General features: G+C 38.8%; 2 protein-coding genes. Both read left to right on the plus strand.

The genetic code is table 11. The features are described 5' to 3' along the window. Positions 1-13 precede the first annotated feature (13 nt). Entirely contained in the window at positions 14-5785 is a 5772-nt protein-coding gene (locus tag QCD85_RS08180) for a type I polyketide synthase (RefSeq protein WP_301262247.1), read from the plus strand. A 39-nt stretch (positions 5786-5824) separates the two neighbouring features. After that, positions 5825-23188: an SDR family NAD(P)-dependent oxidoreductase gene (locus QCD85_RS08185; RefSeq protein ID WP_301262248.1), complete on the plus strand. Its 17364-nt coding sequence runs from the start codon at positions 5825-5827 to the stop codon at positions 23186-23188. The last annotated feature ends 13 nt before the right edge of the window (positions 23189-23201 follow it).

The raw sequence follows: 23201 nt of genomic DNA on the forward strand, positions 1-23201 counted from the left end.
AAGGGAGATCTTTATGTCTGATAATGAACAACTACATGATCAACAGCAACAGTTAGATGAACTAAATCAATGGCTTGTTCAATTATTGTATGTGCAGATGCAAAAGATAGGCTATACAGCAGATATGCCTATAGCGGAGCTATTAGACTTACTTCCTAAAACAAATCAAATGTATATGAAATGGCTACAACAAACGGTAACTGTTTTTAACCAGAATTCGTTTCCTTTGCTACATGCTGATGAAGTATGGAACAACTGGACAGAACACAAAGAACAATGGTTAAAAGATACTGATATGCGTGCCAAAGTAATTTTAGCTGAAACGATGCTCTTGTCCTTACCTGATATTTTACATGGTGATAAGCCAGCAACCGACTTGATGTTTTCACATGCTTCGATGGATCTGGTAGAAGGAATCTACAAGCACAATAAGATAGCAGATCATTTTAATCATATGGTTGCAGATCAGGTCATTGCTCAGATTCAAACCATAGATCAGAAGAGCAATTCCAAATCATTGCGTATTTTGGAAATAGGAGCAGGCACAGGTGGAACAAGCGCTTTATTATTTTCCAGATTAGAACCGTATACAGCATATATAGAAGAATATGCGTATACTGATATTTCCAAATCTTTTCTCAATCATGCTCGCAAACATTATGGAATTCACTACGATTATTTAACATACCATCTTCTGAATATTGAAGAATCTATGCTGAATCAGCAGATTGATATAGGTGGTTACGATCTAGTCTTAGCGACTAATGTGCTACACGCTACAAGCGATATTCGTTTAACTTTACGTAATGCCAAAGCATTATTGAAAAAAGACGGTCAAATCATTATTAATGAAATTATTGAATATTCTTTGTTTAATCATGTCACTTTTGGTCTACTTCAAGGATGGTGGTTGTATGAAGATCCGGTATTGCGTATTCCGGGTTGTCCGTTGCTGACTCCTAAGCAATGGAGCAATGTACTGGAACAAGAAGGATATCAGCAGATTTCGTATCCCACGGTAGAGACTGAATTTCTAGGGCAACAGGTAATCACTGCTATAAGTGATGGAATTGTTCGTCAGAAAAAAGAGATTGCCACTCCTAAACAGCATGATGCAGCGAAAATGATCCAACAACCTGTAACAACACAAGAAGTATCTAACAAAGTCACTGTGACATCAACAACACAACAGTCCGAAGAGTTAGTAAAACAGAAAAGTATGGAGCACTTCAAAGTAGTCATTGGACAGATTTTGGAAGTGGAACCCGATAGTATAGATGTTAGTGAAGAACTCGAAATGTACGGTATGGATTCTATTTTAATTATTCAATTAACAGATGAACTGAATAAAGTCATGGAAGAGCATGTGAGTAGTGTGCTCTTTTTTGAATACTCTACTATAGCCTCGTTAGTCGAGTATTTTATTACCAATCGCTATCAAGCATTGATGAAGATGTTGGGAGAAAAAGTAGAGTCAGATTCCGAAGAAAGTACTGATCCTATTGCAACTGTAAATGTGCTAGAAGAGGTTATTCCTTATACTTCTACAGTGACCACAGAGCCAGTAGTTGAACCTGACACCGAATCTATAACATCAACTGCATCAACAGATTCGCGCCAACAAGATATCGCTATTATTGGATTAGCAGGTCGATATGCACAAGCCGATGATATGGATGAATTCTGGAATCAACTACAACAAGGTAAAAGTGCTATTACCGAAATACCTACCGAGCGCTGGCAATGGCAAAATCATTACCGTTCTGAAAAAGGGCAAACTGGATTTTCTTATAGTAAGTGGGGAGGGTTTATCAAAGGTATTGATACGTTTGATCCTTTATTTTTTTATATTTCTCCCAAAGAAGCAGAACAAATGGACCCGCAAGAACGACAATTTTTACAAATTGCTTATTCTTGTATTGAAGATGCTGGCTATATTCCGCAACAATTAAGTGATTCGCAAAAAGTAGGTGTATTTGTAGGTGTGATGAATGGAAACTATCCTACTGGATCATCATACTGGTCTATAGCCAATCGGGTCTCATATAGTTTTAATTTTGTAGGACCTAGTCTAGCTGTAGATACAGCATGTTCATCATCGCTAACAGCTATTCATTTAGCATTAGACAGTTTGTACAGTGGAACCAGTGACTGTGCAATTGCTGGCGGGGTGAATCTGATTGTAGATCCTGTACACTATGCACGATTATGTGAAAAAAATATGCTTTCTCCTGGAGAACAATGTCGTTCCTTTGGCGAATCTGCTGATGGATTTGTAGACGGAGAAGGGGTAGGCGCTATCGTATTAAAGCCTCTTCAGCAAGCGATACAAGATGGTGATCATATCTATGGAGTGATCAAAGGCAGTATGATCAATGCAGGTGGCAAAACCAAAGGCTATACCGTTCCTAACCCGGCGCTTCAGTCGAAAGTGGTTGCCGATGCTATACAAACATCGGGTATAGATGCACGTATGATTAGTTATATTGAAGCTCATGGTACAGGTACAGCACTAGGTGATCCTATCGAAATCGAAGGGTTACGAAGAGCATTTGCTCAACATACTACAGATACGCAATTTTGTTCGATCGGTTCTATCAAGTCTAATATCGGTCATTGCGAAAGTGCGGCAGGGATAGCCGGATTAAGTAAAATCTTATTACAATTTCAACATCAGCAATTAGTACCATCGCTTCATTCTAATCGATTGAATCCTAATATTCAGTTTGAACAGACTCCTTTTCATGTTCAACAACAGTTAACAGCATGGAATAGACCACAAATTGAACAGGATGGTTATCAAGAAGAAATACCGAGAATAGCAGGTATTTCTTCTTTTGGTGCAGGTGGAGCCAATGCTCATCTGATTGTAGCAGAGTATATGCCTGCCTCTGTTCACCAGCAACTACATGATCAGCACGACTATAACAGTCCTCCTGTAGCTATTGTATTGTCTGCTCGTACAGAAGAACGATTACAGGTAATTATGGAGCGGTTACTTCAATACTTAGAACGTTCGCCTGTAAATGAAAAACAATTACCAGATATAGCTTATACTTTGCAGGTCGGACGAGAAGCGATGGATTATCGTCTAGCCATTATCGTGTCATCTGTAGAAGAATTGAAGGATGGATTGAAGCAAAGTCTTCATTCTATCGACAAATCTACAAACACGTATAAAGGCGACACATCAAATAGCAAACAAATCCAGACGCAATGGTCGGACGAGGATATGCAAGCTACGATCACAACATGGATTCGCAAAAGAAAATATCCTCAATTGTTAGAACTATGGGTGCAAGGTATAGATATTCAATGGTCGTTAGCTTATAACGAGAATGATGTATTACCACAGCGAATGTCTTTACCAGTCTATCCATTTGCCAAAGAAAAATATTGGTATACGCCAGCAACAATACAATCTGATATGGATGTATCAGTACAATCTCAAGTTGCTTCGATAGCTGACTATATTCATCCTTTATTACACCGTAATCATTCAAGACTACAACAACAAATATTTACTTCTATATTTAGCGGAAATGAATTTTTTCTAGAACATCATCAAGTACAAGGTGTACCGATATTACCAGGAGCTGCTCATTTGGAAATGGCTTTGCAAGCGATCAGACATTCTATGCCGTTATCAAAAGGGTTAGACACAGAGCTACCTGTGCCTTTTGCATTAACTCATATCGTATGGGCAAATCCTGTGTCTATTGAACAATCTTCTAAGTCAGTGCATATTCATCTGCAATTAGAACATGCACAAGACTTGAGTTATGAGATTTATAGTGAACAAGATCATCAAGAACCGCTGTTATGTAGTCAGGGTAGAGCAACATTCGATATCGCATTACACAAACAAGTGCTAGATATTCAGTCTATTCAACAAGCTTGTCAGTTAAAAAAATGGTCTGCTGCTGAATGTTATAAAGCTTTTGCAGCGATGGGATTATCTTATGGTGTAGCTCATCAGACGATACAATATGTGTCTGTAGGTACCGATCAATTGATCGCCAAATTATCGTTGCCAGATGTATTTGAATCTACTATTCAACCGTATATTCTTCATCCTGCATTGCTTGATGGGGCATTACAAGCTTCTATAGGATTAACGACTGGGTTTGATGGATCTATCACCTCACCATCGCTTCCTTTTGCTTTACAAAGGCTTGAAGTGTTGGGGGATTGTGATACAGAAATGTGGGCACATATTCAATATAGTACAGGTAGTCATCGCAATGATTCTATGCCTAGATTAGATATTGATATTTGTAATCGACAAGGAACAGTATGTATACGATTAAAAGAATTTGTGACACGTCGTATGCAATCTCATCATGCTCCAATTCAGCCTTCTGATGCTATAGATACTTTGGCTACAAGAAATACAGAAACAATGCTGTTTACTCCAGTATGGGAGTTAATCGATAGTATTCCTACAACACATGTGTGTGAATCTATAGAAACAATCGTGTACATTAATACTCAATCTAATGTGCCAGAAATCTGGTCGGACTTTATGCCCAATATGAATATAGTCAATATAGATGCTGGTCAATCGATCAATCAAATAACCGATCGTTTATCGATATTTAGCGAAATAGATCAAGTGATCTGGTCTGCTTCACCTGAATCGATATCAGATGCACAGGAGCAACAAAGTATTGCTTCTCAACAAAAAGAAGTTCTTTTATTTTTTCGGTTTGTCAAAAGTTTGTTAGCACTTGGTTATGGAAGCCGGTCGCTACATGTAACAGTCATTACTTATCAAGCACAACAGCTTGATCCATTTGACAGCATACATCCAGCACAAGCTGCATTACATGGATATATTGGATCACTTGCCAAAGAGTACAGTCACTGGCAAATTCGCCTTGTGGATATAGAAAACGAAGCACATATTCCAGTTGCAGATATAGTATCGATCGCCCCTGATCCACAAGGGAATGCTTATCTATTTCGTGATCAAGAATGGTATTATCAACAATTACTTGCTGTTGAATATGAGCAAAACCAGACATCTACGCTCTATCGTCAAGGCGGAGTATATGTCATCATCGGTGGAGCAGGCGGAATAGGCGAAGTATGGAGCGAGTATATGATTCGTAATTACAGGGCAAATATTGTATGGATAGGTCGAAAAGAACAAAATCCACAGATTCAAGCTCAGCTAGATCGCTTGGCTCGATTAGGGAGACCACCAGTATACATTTCAGCAGACGCTACCGATCTGAACCAATTGCAACATGCGTATCAACAGATCAAGCAACATTATGATCATATTGATGGAGTGATTCATTCTGCACTAGTTTTGTCTGATCGTAGTCTAGCCAATATGCATGAACACCAATTTTGCATAGGGCTTGCGCCTAAATTAAATATTAGTGTGAATATGGCACAGGTATTTACTCAAGAATCTTTAGATTTTATTGTATTCTTTTCTTCTTTGAATTCATTTATGAAATTACCAGGACAAAGTAATTATGTTGCTGGTTGCACGTATATTGATGCGTTTGCCCGCCAGTTATCACAGTCTTGTACATGTGCAGTTAAAGTCATGAACTGGGGCTATTGGGGAAATGTTGGATCGGTTGTATCTCCAGAAGTACAACAAAGTATGGCAAGTAAAGGCATTGGATCTATTGAGCCACCAGAAGCCAATCAAGCGCTTGAGTTGCTTTTGACCAATACGTTAGATCAACTTGTAATGATTGAGACGATAGGACAACCAGAGTTGCCATTATGGAACAACAACAAAACGATTATGGTATATCAATAATCGTTTTGTTTGGGTTGCAATAAAAAGGAGTGCTCAGACATGAAAAACTTCAAGATGATGGAATCAGCGAATCAACAAATGGAAGCTGTCAATGAGCTTTTAATCCAATTATTATGGTGTCAATTGCATGCTGTAGGTTGCTTAGATAAAGATTTTGTCTGGAAAAAAGGAACACTATCGTTTTATCCTAAATGGTTAGTCGAAAGTATCGCTATGCTTCAAGCGCAAGTTCAATTTTTACCTATAGATACCGATCGTTTAATCGATACGAACTTATATAAACAGATGGTCAATACCTATTGGGAGAAATGGGATCAACAACTGACAAGCTGGTTACAAAATCCTGATCTTCAAGCGCAAGTGAAGCTAGTAGACCGCATGTTACGCAGTTTACCTTCGATTTTGCATGGGGACAAATTAGCTACAGAAATTATGTTTCCTGAATCATCTATGCATCTAGTAGAAGGGATCTACAAATATCATTCGACTGCGGATTATTTTAATACTGTACTGGCAGAGTCTGTGTCTACCTATGTTGAGAAATGTGCACAAGCTGGCAAAAAAGTACGCATTTTAGAAATCGGGGCAGGTACAGGCGGAACAAGTGAAGTGGTGTTTGAACATTTAAAAGTATGGGAACATCATATCCAAGAATATGTTTACAGTGATATTTCAAAAGCATTTTTGATGCATGCAGAACAAAAATATGGCCCATCTGTTCCTTATTCGAACTATCAAATTATTGATTTGAAAAAGTCATTTGCTAGTCAGCACGTGGATTTAGGCGCATATGATCTTATTATTGCCAGCAATGTTCTGCATACGACAAAAAATATCCGTCATACGTTACAAACTGTGAAAACAGCGCTTAAGAAAAATGGCATGTTACTTGTGAATGAAATCACAGATAAATCGTTAATCAATCATCTCACATTTGGACTACTGGAAGGCTGGTGGGCTTATGAAGATGAAGCTTTGCGTATTAGCGGTTCACCTGCATTATCCGCAGATTCCTGGAAAAAAATATTAAAACGTGAAGGTTTTCATTCGATTACATATCCTGCCTCAGAAGCTCTTATGTTCAAGCAACAGGTAATTGCTTCTCAAAGCGATGGAATTGTTATTCATGCTAAACATACAACACCAGAGGTGGATGTACCTCTAACTCCACCACCACAACATACGCCAACACAACAATCTGGAGAACATGCTGATATTAAAGCTGTAACCGATCAGTCTGTATACGATTTCGTTAGTGATATCGTGCGTGGAAGTATAGCAGAAGATCTCAAAATAAGTACTGATCGCATCCAGAATAATCGTAGTTTTGCTGAATATGGTGTTGATTCTATTATTGCTGTGCACTTGGTAAATGTAATCAATAAGCGAGGACAATTATCTCTACAGACTACGGTATTATTTGACTATAACAATGTTGATTTGTTAGTAGAGTATCTGCTAGAAGAACATTCTACTCATTTCAAACAAATGCTCCAGACTATAAAAGAATCGTCTGAAGAGAATAAACAGGTACCAACGATTGAAAAGAATACAACACCTCAAAAATTGGATACGCCTATCGAAACGTTAAAAGATTCCAATACCGATCATTTTTCGTCTGAACATCATACATTTTCAGAGAACTATACCAAAGCTCAGAATGTTTCTGCTTCATCTTTTTATCAAGTTGTACTTCACCGACCGTCCGATATCCAAGAATTATCTATTCAAGCACAGGAAGTACCAGCACTTAAAGAAGATGAAGTTCGTATCGCTGTACGCGCGTTTTCTTTAAATTTTGGTGATTTATTAAGTGTAAAAGGAATGTATCCTACGATGCCTCCTTATCCATTTACTCCTGGCTTTGAAGCATCTGGAATTGTGGTTGATGTTGGTGATCGTGTTACACATATTCGTGCTGGAGAAGAAGTTGTCTTTTTTGCGAGTGAACATATGGGTGCACATGCAACAGCTATTACATGCAAATCATCTCAAGTATTTGTCAAACCATCTGCTCTTTCTTTTGCTGAAGCTTGTTCTTTACCGGTTGTAGCGATGACAGTTATTGCTGCTTTTCGTAAAGTACAGATCAAGCCAAAACAACGGATATTAATTCAGACTGCTACTGGCGGAGTCGGATTGATCGCTATTCAGCTAGCTAAACACTATGGAGCTGAAATCTATGCCACAGCAGGTTCACAGCACAAGTTGGACTATTTGTTATCAATTGGTGTAGATCATGTGATCAATTATAGAGAAGTTGATTTTGAACAACAGATTAGACAGCTTACCAATGGTCAAGGCGTTGATATGATCCTGAATACTTTATCAGGCGATGCTTTGCAAAAAGGATTAAATAGTCTGGCTTCTAATGGAAGTTATATCGAAATCGCAATGACTGCTTTGAAAAGTGCCAAAGCGATTGATCTTTCTCAGATGGGATCGAATCAATCTTTTTATAGCTTAGACTTGAGAAAATTAAGCTTAGAGCAACCTGAACGATTAGTCGATTATTATCAGGAAATGGTCGATTGGATCGAAAAAGGAGTGATTGTTCCTCATATCGGTCAACTATTTAGATTTGATCAATTGCAAGAAGCTTATCGGAATATTGAAAATCGCGAAAATATCGGCAAAATTGTAGTTACGATTCCAGAAGAATGGCAATATCAAGGCTCACCACAGAATGATCCAGTGCCATCTTCTAATCAAGATCGAAACTCACGCGAACCTATAGCGATTATAGGGATCAGTGGACGCTTTGCAGGTTGTAATACTCCTGATGAATTGTGGGAACATTTACAACAAGGAACAGATCTGATTCAAAGTGTATCTCGTTGGGATTTATCCAACTATTACGATAAGGATAAACAATATTGTGATCAAGGTAGCTTTTTAGATGATATCAGTACATTTGATCCGCTATTTTTTAATATTTCAGGGCAAGAAGCAATCTATATGGACCCGCAGCAACGTATTTTTTTAGAAGAATCATGGAAAGCTTTAGAAGATGCAGGTTATGCAGGTCATTCGATCAAAGGGCAAAAATGCGGTGTTTATGTAGGTTGCACCAGCAGTGATTATCAGACATTAGTGGGTGAAAATCCACCACCTCAATCGTTTTGGGGCAAAGCAGGGTCTATTATCCCTGCCCGTATTGCTTATTACTTGGATTTGCAAGGGCCTGCTATTGCTGTAGATACAGCTTGTTCTAGCTCATTAGTTGCGATTCATTTGGCTTGTCAGGCGTTATGGGGAAATGAAATTAATATGGCATTAGCCGGTGGTGTGTTTCTCCAATCTACACCTCAATTTTATCTCGATTCTAATCGGGCAGGTATGTTATCTCTTCAAGGAAAATGTCACACATTTGATGAGAGAGCAGACGGGTTTGTTCCCGGAGAAGGAGCAGGAACGATTGTATTAAAACGTCTGCAAGAAGCGATAGATGATGGAGATCATATCTATGGTGTAATACAGGGAAGTGGTATTAATCAAGATGGTACAACCAATGGAATAACAGCACCAAGTGCCAAATCTCAGACTAGATTAGAACAACAAGTCTATGATTCTTTCGCTATTAATCCAGCTCATATTCAAATGGTAGAAGCTCATGGTACTGGAACTAAGTTAGGCGATCCTATTGAATATCAAGCATTAACAAAAGCTTTTAGTGCCTATACAAATGAACAACAATATTGCGCAATCGGTTCTATCAAAACCAATATCGGACATTTGGCGACAGCAGCAGGTATTGCCGGTGTTCTTAAAATAGTGCTATCACTGAAAAACAAACAAATTCCAGCTTCTTTACATTTGGAACATGGTAATCCGGGTATCTCTTTTGCAGATAGCCCTTTTTATGTGAATACGGAGACCAAAGATTGGGAAGTTCCAAGCGGTCAAGTGCGACGTGCAGCGATTAGCTCATTTGGATTTAGCGGAACGAATGCTCATATGGTGATCGAAGAAGCACCACAGAATTCGCAACCCTTTCATGTATCCAAAGCGGGATATCTGATCGTATTATCTGCACGTACCGAGCAACAATTACGCTTACAAGCACAACAATTACTATATTGGAATATAAATCATACAGCAGATTGTGCTGCGATCAGTTACACGCTATTAAGTGGTAGACAGCATTTGAATCACCGTTTGGCTTGTATTGTACGCAATCAGCAAGAATTGACTACATGTCTACAGCAATGGTTGGAGCAAGGACAATCTTCTCAGGTAACTGTTGGGCAAGTGAACCGAAGTGAGAACCGTGAACAACTCTCATTTAAAAAGTATGCAGAAGACTGTATTCAGAAGTGTCAACAAAGTAGACAAGATCCTTCTTATCTTGAATATCTATCTGCTGTAAAAGAAGTATTTATACAAGGATATGACGGTAATATGGGCGATATTTTTGTGAAAAAAGAACAACAACGAGTACCAATGCCAACGTATCCGTTTGCCAAAAATCAATACTGGGTTCCGACTACGCCTGCACAACAAAAAGGATTCACCTCTTCTCAAGCAGTAGTTGTTGAATCTATTCATCCATTGATGCACCGAAATACGTCAGACTTGCAACAACAAAAATATAGTTCTACCTTTACAGGCGATGAGTTCTTTTTCCGGGATCATATTGTACAAGGCGATAAAGTATTACCAGGCGTTGCGCATCTGGAATGGATACGCATAGCGGTTACAGAAGCAGTAGGTGGAATTGCTGAAGATCAAATGATGCAACTTAAAAATATTGTGTGGGCCAGTCCTTTACGTCTGGAAGTCGAGCCATTCATAGCTCATATTGATTTATATGTTGAATCCAATGGCGAACTGTCTTTTGAGATTTATAGCGATGCAACAGCCAATAGAGAGCGCCTTGTATACAGTCAAGGATCAGCATCTATTATAGACAATACACATCCTGTAGCTATAGATATGGCTGATCTGCAACATCAGTATTCAATCAGTCCTATAAGTGCTGATCAATTTTATGAGCAATCACAGAAAAATGGAATAGCATTAGGGAACAGCTTAAAAGGAATAGAAGTCGTCTATACAAAAGCAACAAATGATCATGAAGTATTGGCGCGCCTTAAAATGCCTGTGAGTCAGTTACCTGATCAAGAATCATATCAATTGCATCCTAGTATGATGGATTCAGCTTTACAAGTAGCGATAGGCTATACGATAGGAACGGTAAGCAACCCGGCATATCAAGGCAAATCTACACTTCCATTTACGTTGCAGAAGTTAGAGATATTTCAGCCATGTCTTCCAGAAATGTGGGTATGGGCAAGATACAGTGCTGGCAGTACAGCGAATGATAAAGTTCATAAATTGGATATTGATCTGTGTGACGATGAAGGTAATGTCTGTGTTCGTTTTCGTGGATTTACGGCTAGAACATTAGAGCATGCACTAACAGCTTCTTCACATCATCATGATTCTGTATTACTAACACCAACTTGGACAGAATATCCAGTCATATCCGACAGACAAGATTCTGTGCATAATGATAAAAATATTCATCATATCGTAGTATTATCTCCACCTTTTGCTGCTAGATATGAAGAGATTCGTACACAGCTTCCAGATGTACATTGTGTTATTTTACAAGAAGAAGAGGTTGCCTATCTCATCGAAGAAGAACAGAACGCTCATTTATTTACAAGTTGTACTGTGCAACTGATAGATCTGCTCAAACAATCGCTGTCTAATTCTTCGGAAAAGATATTGCTTCAATTGATCGTACCTGATAAAGGAAAGTATCAGATGTTACTTGGATTAGCTGCGACACTACAGACGGCTCAACAAGAATACAGCAAGTTGCAAGCCCAATGTATTCAAATGAACCTTCAAGAAACAGCTACAGGCATAACAATCAAAATCAAACAAAATCGTCATGAGTCGGTTGCAATTGTACGTTATGAAGATCAGATTCGTTATCTACGTGATTGGAAGAAGTGGGAATCTCTATTATCCAACTCTCCACAGCTCCTATGGAAAGATCGGGGTCATTATTTAATTACAGGAGGCCTTGGCGGTCTTGGATTTATTTTTGCGCAGGAGATTATTCAACAGACGCATCAAGCAACGATTATTATTGTAGGGCGTTCACCGCTAGATCATGTGATGCAAGAAAAGTTAGACCAATTACAAGATCATCAAGCTCAAATTCACTATATCGTAGCAGACATTACGATAGCAGAAGATGTGAATACTATGATGTATCAAATTCGCTCGATCTGCGGAAATCTACATGGCATTATTCATAGTGCAGGTGTCCATCGAGATCATTATATTCAGCACAAAGTAAACGAAGAAATCGAAGAAGTACTGGCTCCAAAAGTTAAAGGAACATTATTACTAGATCAAGTCAGCGCAGAGATGCAACTTGATTTTTTTGTGTTGTTCTCTTCTTTAGCTTCAGTCATAGGCAATACCGGTCAAGCTGATTATGCAGCGGCGAATGCTTTTATGGATATATTTGCTTCCGAGCGTAATCGCAAAGTAATCTATCAACAGCGTTCAGGTAAGACATTATCGCTTAACTTTCCGCTATGGGAAGAGGGAGGTATGCAGGTAAATACGGCAGAACGTACACGAATTCAAAACAAACTAGGTATGATCCCTATGGATACTGCTACAGGTATGCATTTATTTTATCAAGCGATGCAAAGTCAACAAGATCAGGTTGTCGTGATGTATGGCGATACGGATAAGTTTCAATCGTTATTACAACCTGCTAGATCGAAACGGTTAATGAAGCAGGATACATCTACTGTTCCGTATAATGATCAAGATACATCTATACAAGAGCAATCAATCAATAAAAAAGCTGAAACCCACCAGACTGTATTGATCGAGAAAATGCAGTCTGCTCTAATTCATATCGTTTCTCATATGCTGAAAGTAAGTCCAAAAGACATTTATCCTGATGTCGAGTTAAGTGAATATGGATTTGATTCGATCTCATTTACAGACTTCTCGAACCAGTTAAATGATAAATATCAATTGGACTTAACACCAACTGTCTTTTTCGAGTATTCAACTATTTATACATTAGCCAGACATTTGATAACTGTGTATTCAGAACAGTTAACATCTATATTGATGCCAAATGTTCAAAGAAAAGTCGATAGTGCTTCGGATTCGGCGAAAGTAGTAAATACCGAACTTGACCAAGAAGTGAAATCGACCAAGAGTGAGGCAATTGCTCAAGCACGCTCACGTTTTCAAAAGGCAGCAGAACTAGTACATGAACCTGTCTCTTCTACAGAAACAGATCAAAGTCCAGACCCTGTAGCGATTATAGGGATAAGCGGTAGATTCCCGATGGCAGAAGATATTCATGAACTCTGGGAAAATTTAATAGAAGGTAAAGATTGCATTTCCGAGATTCCTGCGGATCGCTGGGATTGGAAAGCTTACTATGGTGACCCGTATCAAGAAAAGAACAAAACAAATATCAAATGGGGAAGTTTTATAGACGGAGTAGCCGATTTTGATCCGATGTTTTTTGGTATTTCTCCTCGTGAAGCAGAATTAATGGACCCACAACAGCGTCTAATGATGATGTATATCTGGAAAGCGATAGAAGATGCAGGTTATGCGCCTTCTAGTCTGTCCGGTAGCAAAATGGGGATTTTTGTAGGTACTGCTAATAGTGGATATAGTCATCTTCTGTCTCAAGCAGATACAGAGATTGAAGGATATTCATCGACAGGTAGTGTGTCATCTGTAGGACCGAATCGAATGAGCTTTTTTCTAAATGTCAATGGCCCGAGTGAACCTATCGAAACAGCATGCTCAAGTTCTCTTGTAGCTCTTCATCGAGCGGTACAAGCGATTCATAATGGAGATTGTGATACCGCAGTAGTAGGTGGAGTCAATACTATTCTTGATCCTGATTATCATATTAGCTTTAACAAAGCAGGCATGTTAAGTCAGGATGGTCGTTGCAAAACGTTTTCGGATCAAGTTAACGGTTATGTGCGCGGAGAAGGCGTAGGGATGATTTTTGTCAAACGCTTAAAAGATGCCGAGCAAGCAGGCGATCATATCTATGGATTGATTCGTGGTACAAATGAAAATCACGGCGGAAGAGCTACCTCGTTGACTGCACCTAATCCAAGAGCTCAAGCCGATTTGATCAAATCAGTCTATAGTCGTGCTCATATTGATCCGGCAACGATCAGCTATATTGAAGCTCATGGAACAGGTACTCCACTAGGTGATCCGATTGAGATCAATGGTCTGAAAATGGCATTTAATGAATTAGGTTATGATGCTACGCTGAATACAGCCACATGCGGATTAGGATCTATCAAGACCAATATTGGACATTTGGAATTAGCAGCCGGTATTGCAGGAATCATTAAAGTGTTATTACAAATGAAATATAAAACACTGGTAAAAACAGTACATTTTGAACAGCTAAATCCTTATATCCAACTAGATCAGAGTCCATTTTATGTGGTGGATAAAAACCGACCGTGGACACCTTTACAAGATCAAGAAGGCAATATATTGCCACGTCGAGCAGGAGTCAGTTCGTTTGGATTTGGCGGTGTGAATACTCATGTATTGGTGGAAGAGTATATACCTTCTTCTATAGATCAAGCTATAGCAACTAGACATGAAGAACCAGTATGTATTGTATTATCTGCACGAACTGAACAACGTTTACGAGAACAAGCCAAGCAATTACGAACAGCTATGCAGTCTGATCAATATACTGATCATGAGTTAGAGCGGATTGCTTACACATTGCAAGTCGGTAGAGAAGCGATGGAAGAAAGGTTGGCTATGCGTGTCTCTTCGATCAACGAACTTGTCACTCTATTAAATAAATATATTGAGCAAGATGATTCTTCATGGAACGATGATATTTATACTGGACAAGTTAAACGGGATCAGGAAGTGCTTGAATTTCTAACAGCAGATGAAGATATGCAAGAAACCGTACAACGCTGGCTCGAAAAAGGCAAATATCATAAGTTGTTAAAACTATGGGTAAAAGGGATGGATATTGATTGGTCAACCTTGTATACTCATCGTTCATTACAACGAATTAGTTTGCCGACCTATGCTTTTGAACGTACACGGTATTGGATTCCTAACCGATCAAAAGTAGATTCTAATTCATATGCGATAGCCAATTCATCCCATATGCATATGATCCATCCATTGCTTCATCATAATACATCTACACTGACTCAGCAGAGATTCACATCTACATTTACAGGAGAAGAATTTTTCCTGAAGGATCATGTGATTAAAGGTCAGAAGATCTTACCAGGCGTTGCTTACTTGGAAATGGTACGTGCTTCTGTCGTACAAGCGATGGAACTTACTAAGCACGATCCATCGATGATTGTTTTGCAAAATGTAACTTGGGTACGTCCGATAGCTGTAGATCAGCAACCTGTACAGATTCATATTCAGTTGATCCCGCAAGAGAATCAGCTACTGAATTATGAAATCTATAGCCAGCAAGAGAATATGCTAATTACTTTGTACAGTCAAGGAACAGTAACAGTAACAGTTGTTCCAACTGAAAAAGAATACAAAGAAATCAATATTGCTGCTCTTCTAGAAAGTTGTGATCAGCACATGATTACAGCAGCAGAATGTTATGATTCTTTCCAACAAGTAGGACTCTCGTATGGCCCTGCTCAACAAGCTATACAAAACATCTATATCGGACATCAGCAAGCGATCGCTCAATTGTTATTACCATCAACCGTATCACATACAGCAGAACAATATATATTACATCCAAGTATGATGGATGCCGCTATTCAAGCATGTATCGGATTACCTTCGCTAGGATATGAATCGGTGACTCCATTTGCTTTGGATCAAATGAAGGTATATCAACCTTGCACATCTAAAATGTGGGTCTGGGTACGTTATCAAGATACGGTAGAACATCAGAGTTCTTTGGACAAAGTAGATATTGATATCTGCAATGAACACGGACAGATCTGTATTGAGATCAAAGGTCTGAATATTATTCATTTAAGCCCTAATCAAGATCAGCTACAGCATACTGATAGCGCTCCACCTGTCGGTGCATTGATGCAATATCCTGTATGGGATAGTGTTATTCCTGAATATACAGCCTCTCATATGGAGTCTTCAACACATATTCTATGCATAGGAGAGAGTCCAGCATTGTGGTTGAATCTCATTCAGGATTATCCACATGTCCGATATGCACAATTAGCAATAGATGCCGATGTAGAGCAGATCGTTGCTCTGTTAGAAAAAGAACCTGCAATCGATCATATCATATGGTCTGTATCTAATACTGTTCAACTTGATCTTTTACATGTGCCTGTACAGCAACCTGCTAAAGGAATATTACAAGTGTTCCGCATATTGAAATCATTGTTGCAGTTAGGATATGGAGAAAAAGATCTATCATGGACTATTGTGACTGCACAGACGCAATCCTTATCCATAGCAGAAAAGGCATATGCAGAACATGCAGGGATTGCAGGTCTGGTCGGTTCTATGGCCAAAGAATATTCAAATTGGAATATCCATCATGTGGATTTGGAAGAGAATATGAATGTGGTTGCTCATGATATATTGACTTTACCTGTTGATCCGGAAGGCAATACATGGATGTATCGTGAACATCAGTGGTATTGTCAACAGTTAATGGTAGTTGATGCCAAAGAAGAATCATCCACTTATTTTCAACAGAATGGAGTCTATGTTGTTATTGGTGGAGCAGGTGGAATTGGTGAAGTATGGAGTCAGTATATGATTCAGACCTATAACGCACAAATGATCTGGATAGGTAGACGACCACTGAATTCACAAATTCAAGACAAGATCGATCGCTTAGGTCAGCAGGGAATCGCACCTCTTTATATCGCTGCTGATGCATCTGATCTACAAAGCCTAACAGAAGCTTACCGAATGATTAAACAATCGTATTCGTCGATTAATGGGGTTATCCATTCAGCAGTAGGAATTATGGATGCTAGCCTGAGTCATATGGAAGAAGATCATTTTCAAACCAGTCTGTCTGCCAAAATAGATATCAGTCTTGCTATGATGCAAGTATTTGCAAAAGAACCATTGGACATTGTATTATTCTTTTCTTCGATGAGTTCATTTAGTAAGCCGATCGGTCAGAGTAGTTATGCGGCAGGTTGTACTTTTACAGATACATTTGCGAACGAGATGAGAAGAGCATTTGAATTTCCGATCAAAGTTATAAGTTGGGGATACTGGGGCGATATCGGAATTGCGGAGAAAGTGCCTTCTGCTTTCAAGCAACGATTAATACAATCAGGGATAGGATTTATAGAGCCGTCTGAGGCTATGCAAGCTGTTGAATATCTAGTGGGTAATCCTATCGATCATATGGCTTTTATTCATACGACTCAACCGGATGCAGTCCTCAATACACATTCAGATGAGAAATTATGGATTGCGCCGAAAGTGGAAGCTGTTGCTATAGAGTCATTACAACGTGATCATACGGATGATTTTAAAGTGAATTCTCTGATACAAACAATGCAAATATTTGATCGAGAATTAGAAACGTTGTTAGCGCATCTATTGTATGTTCAGTTACAACAGGCACAGTGCTTGGAGCATAATAATAATATTGTGCCTGTATATGAACGCTGGCTAGAAAGCAGTCGATGGATATTAAAACAAAAAAATATAGATGATTCCTATGGAGCTATTGAACAGATGTGGAGTCAATGGCAACAGAGAAAAGAAGTATGGAGTCAGCATCCTGATCTACAAGCACAAGTTGTATTGGTAGATACGATGTTGAAGCATCTTCCTGATATTATTCAGGGTAAGGTGTTAGCTACAGATATTATGTTCCCGGATGCTTCGATGTCTTTACTTGAGAATTTGTATAAAAACAATGCGGTTGCAGACTATTTTAACGAAAAGCTAGCAGATACTATTGTGTCTTATATTCAAGCAAGATTGCAAAATGATCCATCTGCGTCTATTCGTATCTTGGAAGCAGGAGCAGGTACCGGAGGAACAAGTGCTATCGTCTTGAAAAAATTAAAGCCTTATACAGACTCTATTGCAGAATATGCATATACAGATCTGTCGAAGGCTTTTTTGAATCGAGCAGAAATGATGTTTGGTCAAGATTATCCTTATCTTAACTATCAGCTATTTAATGTTGAAAAACCAGCGCAAGAACAATCACTAGCAATAGGTAGCTATGATATCGTTATTGCTGCAAATGTGCTACATGCTACACAAAATATTAAACGTACATCCAAACATATTCATTCCCTTTTAAAACAGAATGGATTGTTATTGTTAAATGAACTCAATCGTAGCACATTGTTTAGTCATCTTACATTTGGATTGTTAGAAGGTTGGTGGATGTATGAAGATGCTTCTATACGTATTCCAGGATCGCCTATACTAGATCAACATCATTGGCGTAACACTCTTGAATATACAGGATTTCATACAGTAACATTCCCTGCGCAATATGCTGAACCGTTAGGGCAACAAATTGTTGTAGCAGCTAGTCATGGATTGATTCGGTTACCGCGATCTCAATCAAGTAATCCTATATATGACAGTAAAAATCACAAGGCAGAGGAACGATTCCAGACCATAGATACGATATCTACAGCCAAAGAGATCTATCCCTCACAAGAACAAAAGCAAGAAAAGATTTATATGAGTGCTAAGCCAGCTACTCCAGAACCGATTACTGAAGAAATGCTACTGCAACACAGTAAACCTTATTTTCAGCAATTAATTGGGGAACTGGTCAAGCTTCCTTATGAACAAATTGATATCTCAGAGCCGCTAGAGAAATACGGGATTGATTCTATATTGATAGTGCAGTTAACTAATAAGCTTCGTAAACATTTCGATCCGATTAGTAGCACTTTGTTTTTTGAACATCAGTCTTTGGCAGCGCTTATCCAGTATTTTATAAAAGAACATCAGCAACAACTCATTGAATTATTGGAGATTAAGCCGTCTCCTGCAACAACCGTATCTGCAACTGCATCGTTCACTAACGATAGCTCTCAAGTGATCTCGGATAAAAAGTATCGTCCATTAAAAATGCCTGTACAAGAAGTAAAAGTAACAGAATCAATAGAACCAGAACCAACAGTATCGGAACCAATAGCATCATCTATATCCCAATCAGTGGTTTCAGTTCAACCCATTCCATCGATATCGCAACAAGAGCCGATAGCGATTATTGGTATGAGTGGACGCTATCCACAAGCGGATAATTTGGAACAATACTGGTACAACCTTGAACATGGAATAGATTGTATTAGTGAAATACCTGAAGAACGCTGGTCTATCGAAGGATTTTATAATGCTGATCGTAAGCGTGCAGCAGCTCAAGGACAAAGTTATAGCAAATGGGGCGGATTTATTAATGGATTTGCAGATTTTGATCCTTTGTTTTTCAAGCTATCGCCACGAGAAGCAATCAATATGGACCCGCAGGAACGCATTTTTCTACAATCTGTATGGGAATCGTTAGAAGATGCCGGGCATACTCGGCAAAAGCTGGCAGAACACTATCACAGCAAAGTCGGTGTATTCGCGGGTATTACCAAAACAGGATATAACTTGTACGGGCCAGAGCTATGGAAGCAGGGAAGTGATTTATTTCCAATGACTTCATTTAGCTCCGTAGCAAATCGGGTATCATATTTGCTCGATCTGCATGGGCCGAGTAAGCCTGTAGATACGATGTGTTCTTCTTCATTAACAGCAATTCACGAAGCTTGTGAAAGTATACGTAGTGGAGCTTGCGAATTAGCGATTGCTGGAGGGGTGAACCTATATCTGCATCCATCTAATTATATTGGTCTATGCGCTCAACAGATGCTAGCAGCAGATCATAAATGCAAAAGTTTTGCAGAGCAAGCAGATGGATTTGTACCGGGTGAAGGTGTAGGGGTATTGCTACTCAAGCCACTTTCAAAAGCTATAGCAGATGGAGATGCGATTCACGCTATTATTCGCGGAACAGGTATTAATCATGGTGGCAAAACCAATGGCTATATGGTTCCTAATCCGACAGCTCAAGCTAATCTGATTCGCGATACGATGGATCAAGCAGGCATTCATGCAGAGGAAATTAGTTATATTGAAGCTCATGGTACAGGTACATCACTAGGTGATCCTATTGAAGTATCCGGCTTAACCAAAGCATTTCGTATAGATACTCAACAGCAACAATATTGTGCAATCGGTTCTGTCAAAAGCAATATGGGACATCTTGAATCAGCGGCAGGTATTGCAGGAGTTACCAAAATTATTTTGCAAATGAAACATCAAAAAATAGTGCCTACATTACATGCCAGTACACTTAATCCGGAGATTCCATTTGCGCAGACGCCTTTTGTTGTTCAGCAACATTTGTCAGATTGGAAAAGACCGCATATTCATATCAACGGTCAATTAAAAGAAGTACCACGTATTGCTGGAATTTCTTCTTTTGGTGCAGGTGGATCTAACGCCCATGTCATTTTAGAAGAATATATCGCACAGCAGACCGAACAATCACCACAGTCTGAACCTATTGATCTTCAACCAACAATGATTGTATTGTCTGCTCGTCAGTCAGAGCAATTGATTGAACGTGCTCATCAATTACTTGCTTTTGTAGAGAGCACTGTATCGTCTGAGGTTTCCTTAGCAGATATTGCTTATACTCTGCAAGTAGGTAGAGAAGCGATGGGAGAGCGTATAGCTTGGGTTGTACACTCAATAGCGGATTTGAAAGAAAAATTATCATCTTTTATTCAACAACCTGAGGATTCTAGTATTCATAATTATCAAGGGACTGTGAAACGTTTATTTGATATTACGTCTGTTTTTGACTCTGAAGAACATATGCAACAGATCGTAAATGAGCATTATGTAAATGGTCAGTATGATGTTCTTTTAAAATTATGGATACAAGGTGCACCGATTAGATGGAACAAGCTTAATCGTTCTGTCACAAGCCATATCATTCATTTACCTGCATATCCTTTTGCAAAAGAAAAATATTGGTTAGCGCCTGCACAGCTGAATACATCGCTACCAGAGCAAAAGGTACATTTAAATGAAGGAAAAGTAATGTATCATACGGCTTTGCATCCTTTGTTACATCGCAATACTTCTCAATTATCAGAGCAACGATTTACATCTATTTTCAGTGGTCAAGAGTTTTTCTTTGCAGATCATGTAGTGAACGAAGCCTCCATTTTGCCAGGAGTGGCTTATTTGGAAATGGTTCGCGAAGCGATTGCACAATCAACAAGTGCATCATTAGATCATAGTATGTGGTCGTTAGAAAATATAATCTGGGCAACACCAATTCGTATAGAAGAAACAGAGCTAGCTGTGCATGTTGCGTTATATGCAGAAGATGAAAATCATATTCAATATGAAGTGTATACAGAAAAAGGTACTGCAAGAACGATTCATAGTCAGGGTAGAGCGGTCAAATCATCTTTAATAGATGCACCTGAACTCGATCTATCGCATATTAAACTGTCTATGACAGAAGAGATTCTACCATCTACATGTTATAAGCAGTTTGAGCAGATGGGTCTGCATTATGGAGATCGATTGCAAAGTATTACTTTTTTACAACTAGGTACAAAAGGTGTTCTAGCCAGATTAAATCTACCTGCAACGCTGGAAGATTCTTTTTCTTCCTATGTTCTGCATCCAAGTATGATGGATGGAGCATTGCAAGCTTCGATCGGTCTGATCTTCAGTGACAATACGTCAGCATCTATGCCAAATCGTCCACGATTGCCATTTGCATTGGAACAGATTCGGATATTTAGTGCATGTTCTACATCGATGTGGTCTTATATTCGTTATAGCGAAGGAAGTGATCCGATGGATAAAGTACAGAAATTAGATATTGATATTTGTCATGAAAATGGAGAAATCTGTGCCAGTCTAAAAGGATTTACCAGCAAACGTTTAGAATATTCGGAAGCTTCATCATATCCTAAAGAAACTGTAATGTTAGTACCCGAATGGTTAGAGCAAGATATGGTCACAGTACCTGAAATTTCATTTCAGCAGCATATGATTATGATCTGTAGTCCTTCTACACAGATAGCTGAACAGGTTCGACAAGAACTTCCTGAAGCATTATGTATCCAGCTTGGTTGTCATGAAAGTCTACCGTTAGAACAACGATTTGGAAAAACAGCTTTAGAAGCATTTACTCAAGTTCAACAACTGTTGCAGTCCAAGCCGGAAGGTTCTATTCTGGTGCAATTAGTGGTTGTGAATGACCAAGACTATCAACTGTATACTGCGCTTTCAGCTATGTTAAAAACAGCAGAGTTAGAAAAGCCGCAGTTGATTGTACAGATGATAGAATTAGACGCTTTAGCTGCTGCTTTTCATCCAGTAGACAAATTATGTGAATGTAGAGATAGTGCAGGAGATACGCATATTTCTTATCATAATCATCAAAGATATATTTCAACATGGCAAGAATTTGTTCCTAACGCCACCTCTGTAAAACAGGCATGGAAAGATCGAAATGTCTATTTAATTACAGGCGGAATGGGAGGAATCGGTTATTTGATAGCGCAAGATATAGCACAAACAGTTACAGAGCCGATTTTGATTATGACAGGTCGCTCTAGATTAGATAAAGATATTCAGATCAAATTAGATACATTGCAAGCGTATGGCGCTCAAACTTTTTATTATGTATCTGATATTGCTAATAAAGAAGAAGTATCTGCATTGATGAACACAATTCGCATGAAATTCGGTCAATTACATGGAATCATTCACAGTGCAGGTGTGTTAAAAGATAGCTTTATGATTAGAAAAACGCCTGAAGAATGGAACCATGTGTTAGCAGCCAAAGTGAATGGAACTCTATATTTAGATCAATACAGTCAATCATTTGAGTTGGATTTCTTTGTTCTTTTCTCATCTCTGGCAGGTGTTCTCGGCAATATAGGACAGAGCGATTATGCAACAGCGAATGCTTTTATGGATCAATATGCTCATTACCGGAATAAATTGGTCTATACCGCTAAGCGAACAGGTCATACACTATCTGTAAATTGGCCTCTTTGGGAAGAAGGAGGAATGCAGATGGATACACAAAGTACTTCTTCGATGAAGCAAATGTCTGGCATGCTTCCTATCGATCATTCCACAGCTATACATGCACTACAACAAGCGTTAGAACATGAACAATCTCAAATCGTAGTAATGTACGGCAATGGTGCACAAATTCGCAGTTTTATGGATGTGGATAAAGGAAGAGAGATAGATGTACAAGATAAATATTTTTTAGAACTGTTTGATCATATTCAAAGCGGGCAATATTCGTTAGAACAATTAGTAGAACAGCATAATCAGACAAAACCATTTTAAAAAGAATAACGAA

The organism is Paenibacillus sp. PsM32, assembly GCF_030433815.1.
GTDB classification, from domain to species: Bacteria; Bacillota; Bacilli; order Paenibacillales; family Paenibacillaceae; genus Saccharibacillus; species Saccharibacillus kyungheensis.

What these genes read in the sequence shown, in the direction of transcription:
- QCD85_RS08180 (WP_301262247.1), top strand. Translation starts at nt 14, where the DNA reads ATGTCTGATAATGAACAACTACATGATCAACAGCAACAGTTAGATGAA.
- QCD85_RS08185 (WP_301262248.1), top strand. Translation starts at nt 5,825, where the DNA reads ATGAAAAACTTCAAGATGATGGAATCAGCGAATCAACAAATGGAAGCT.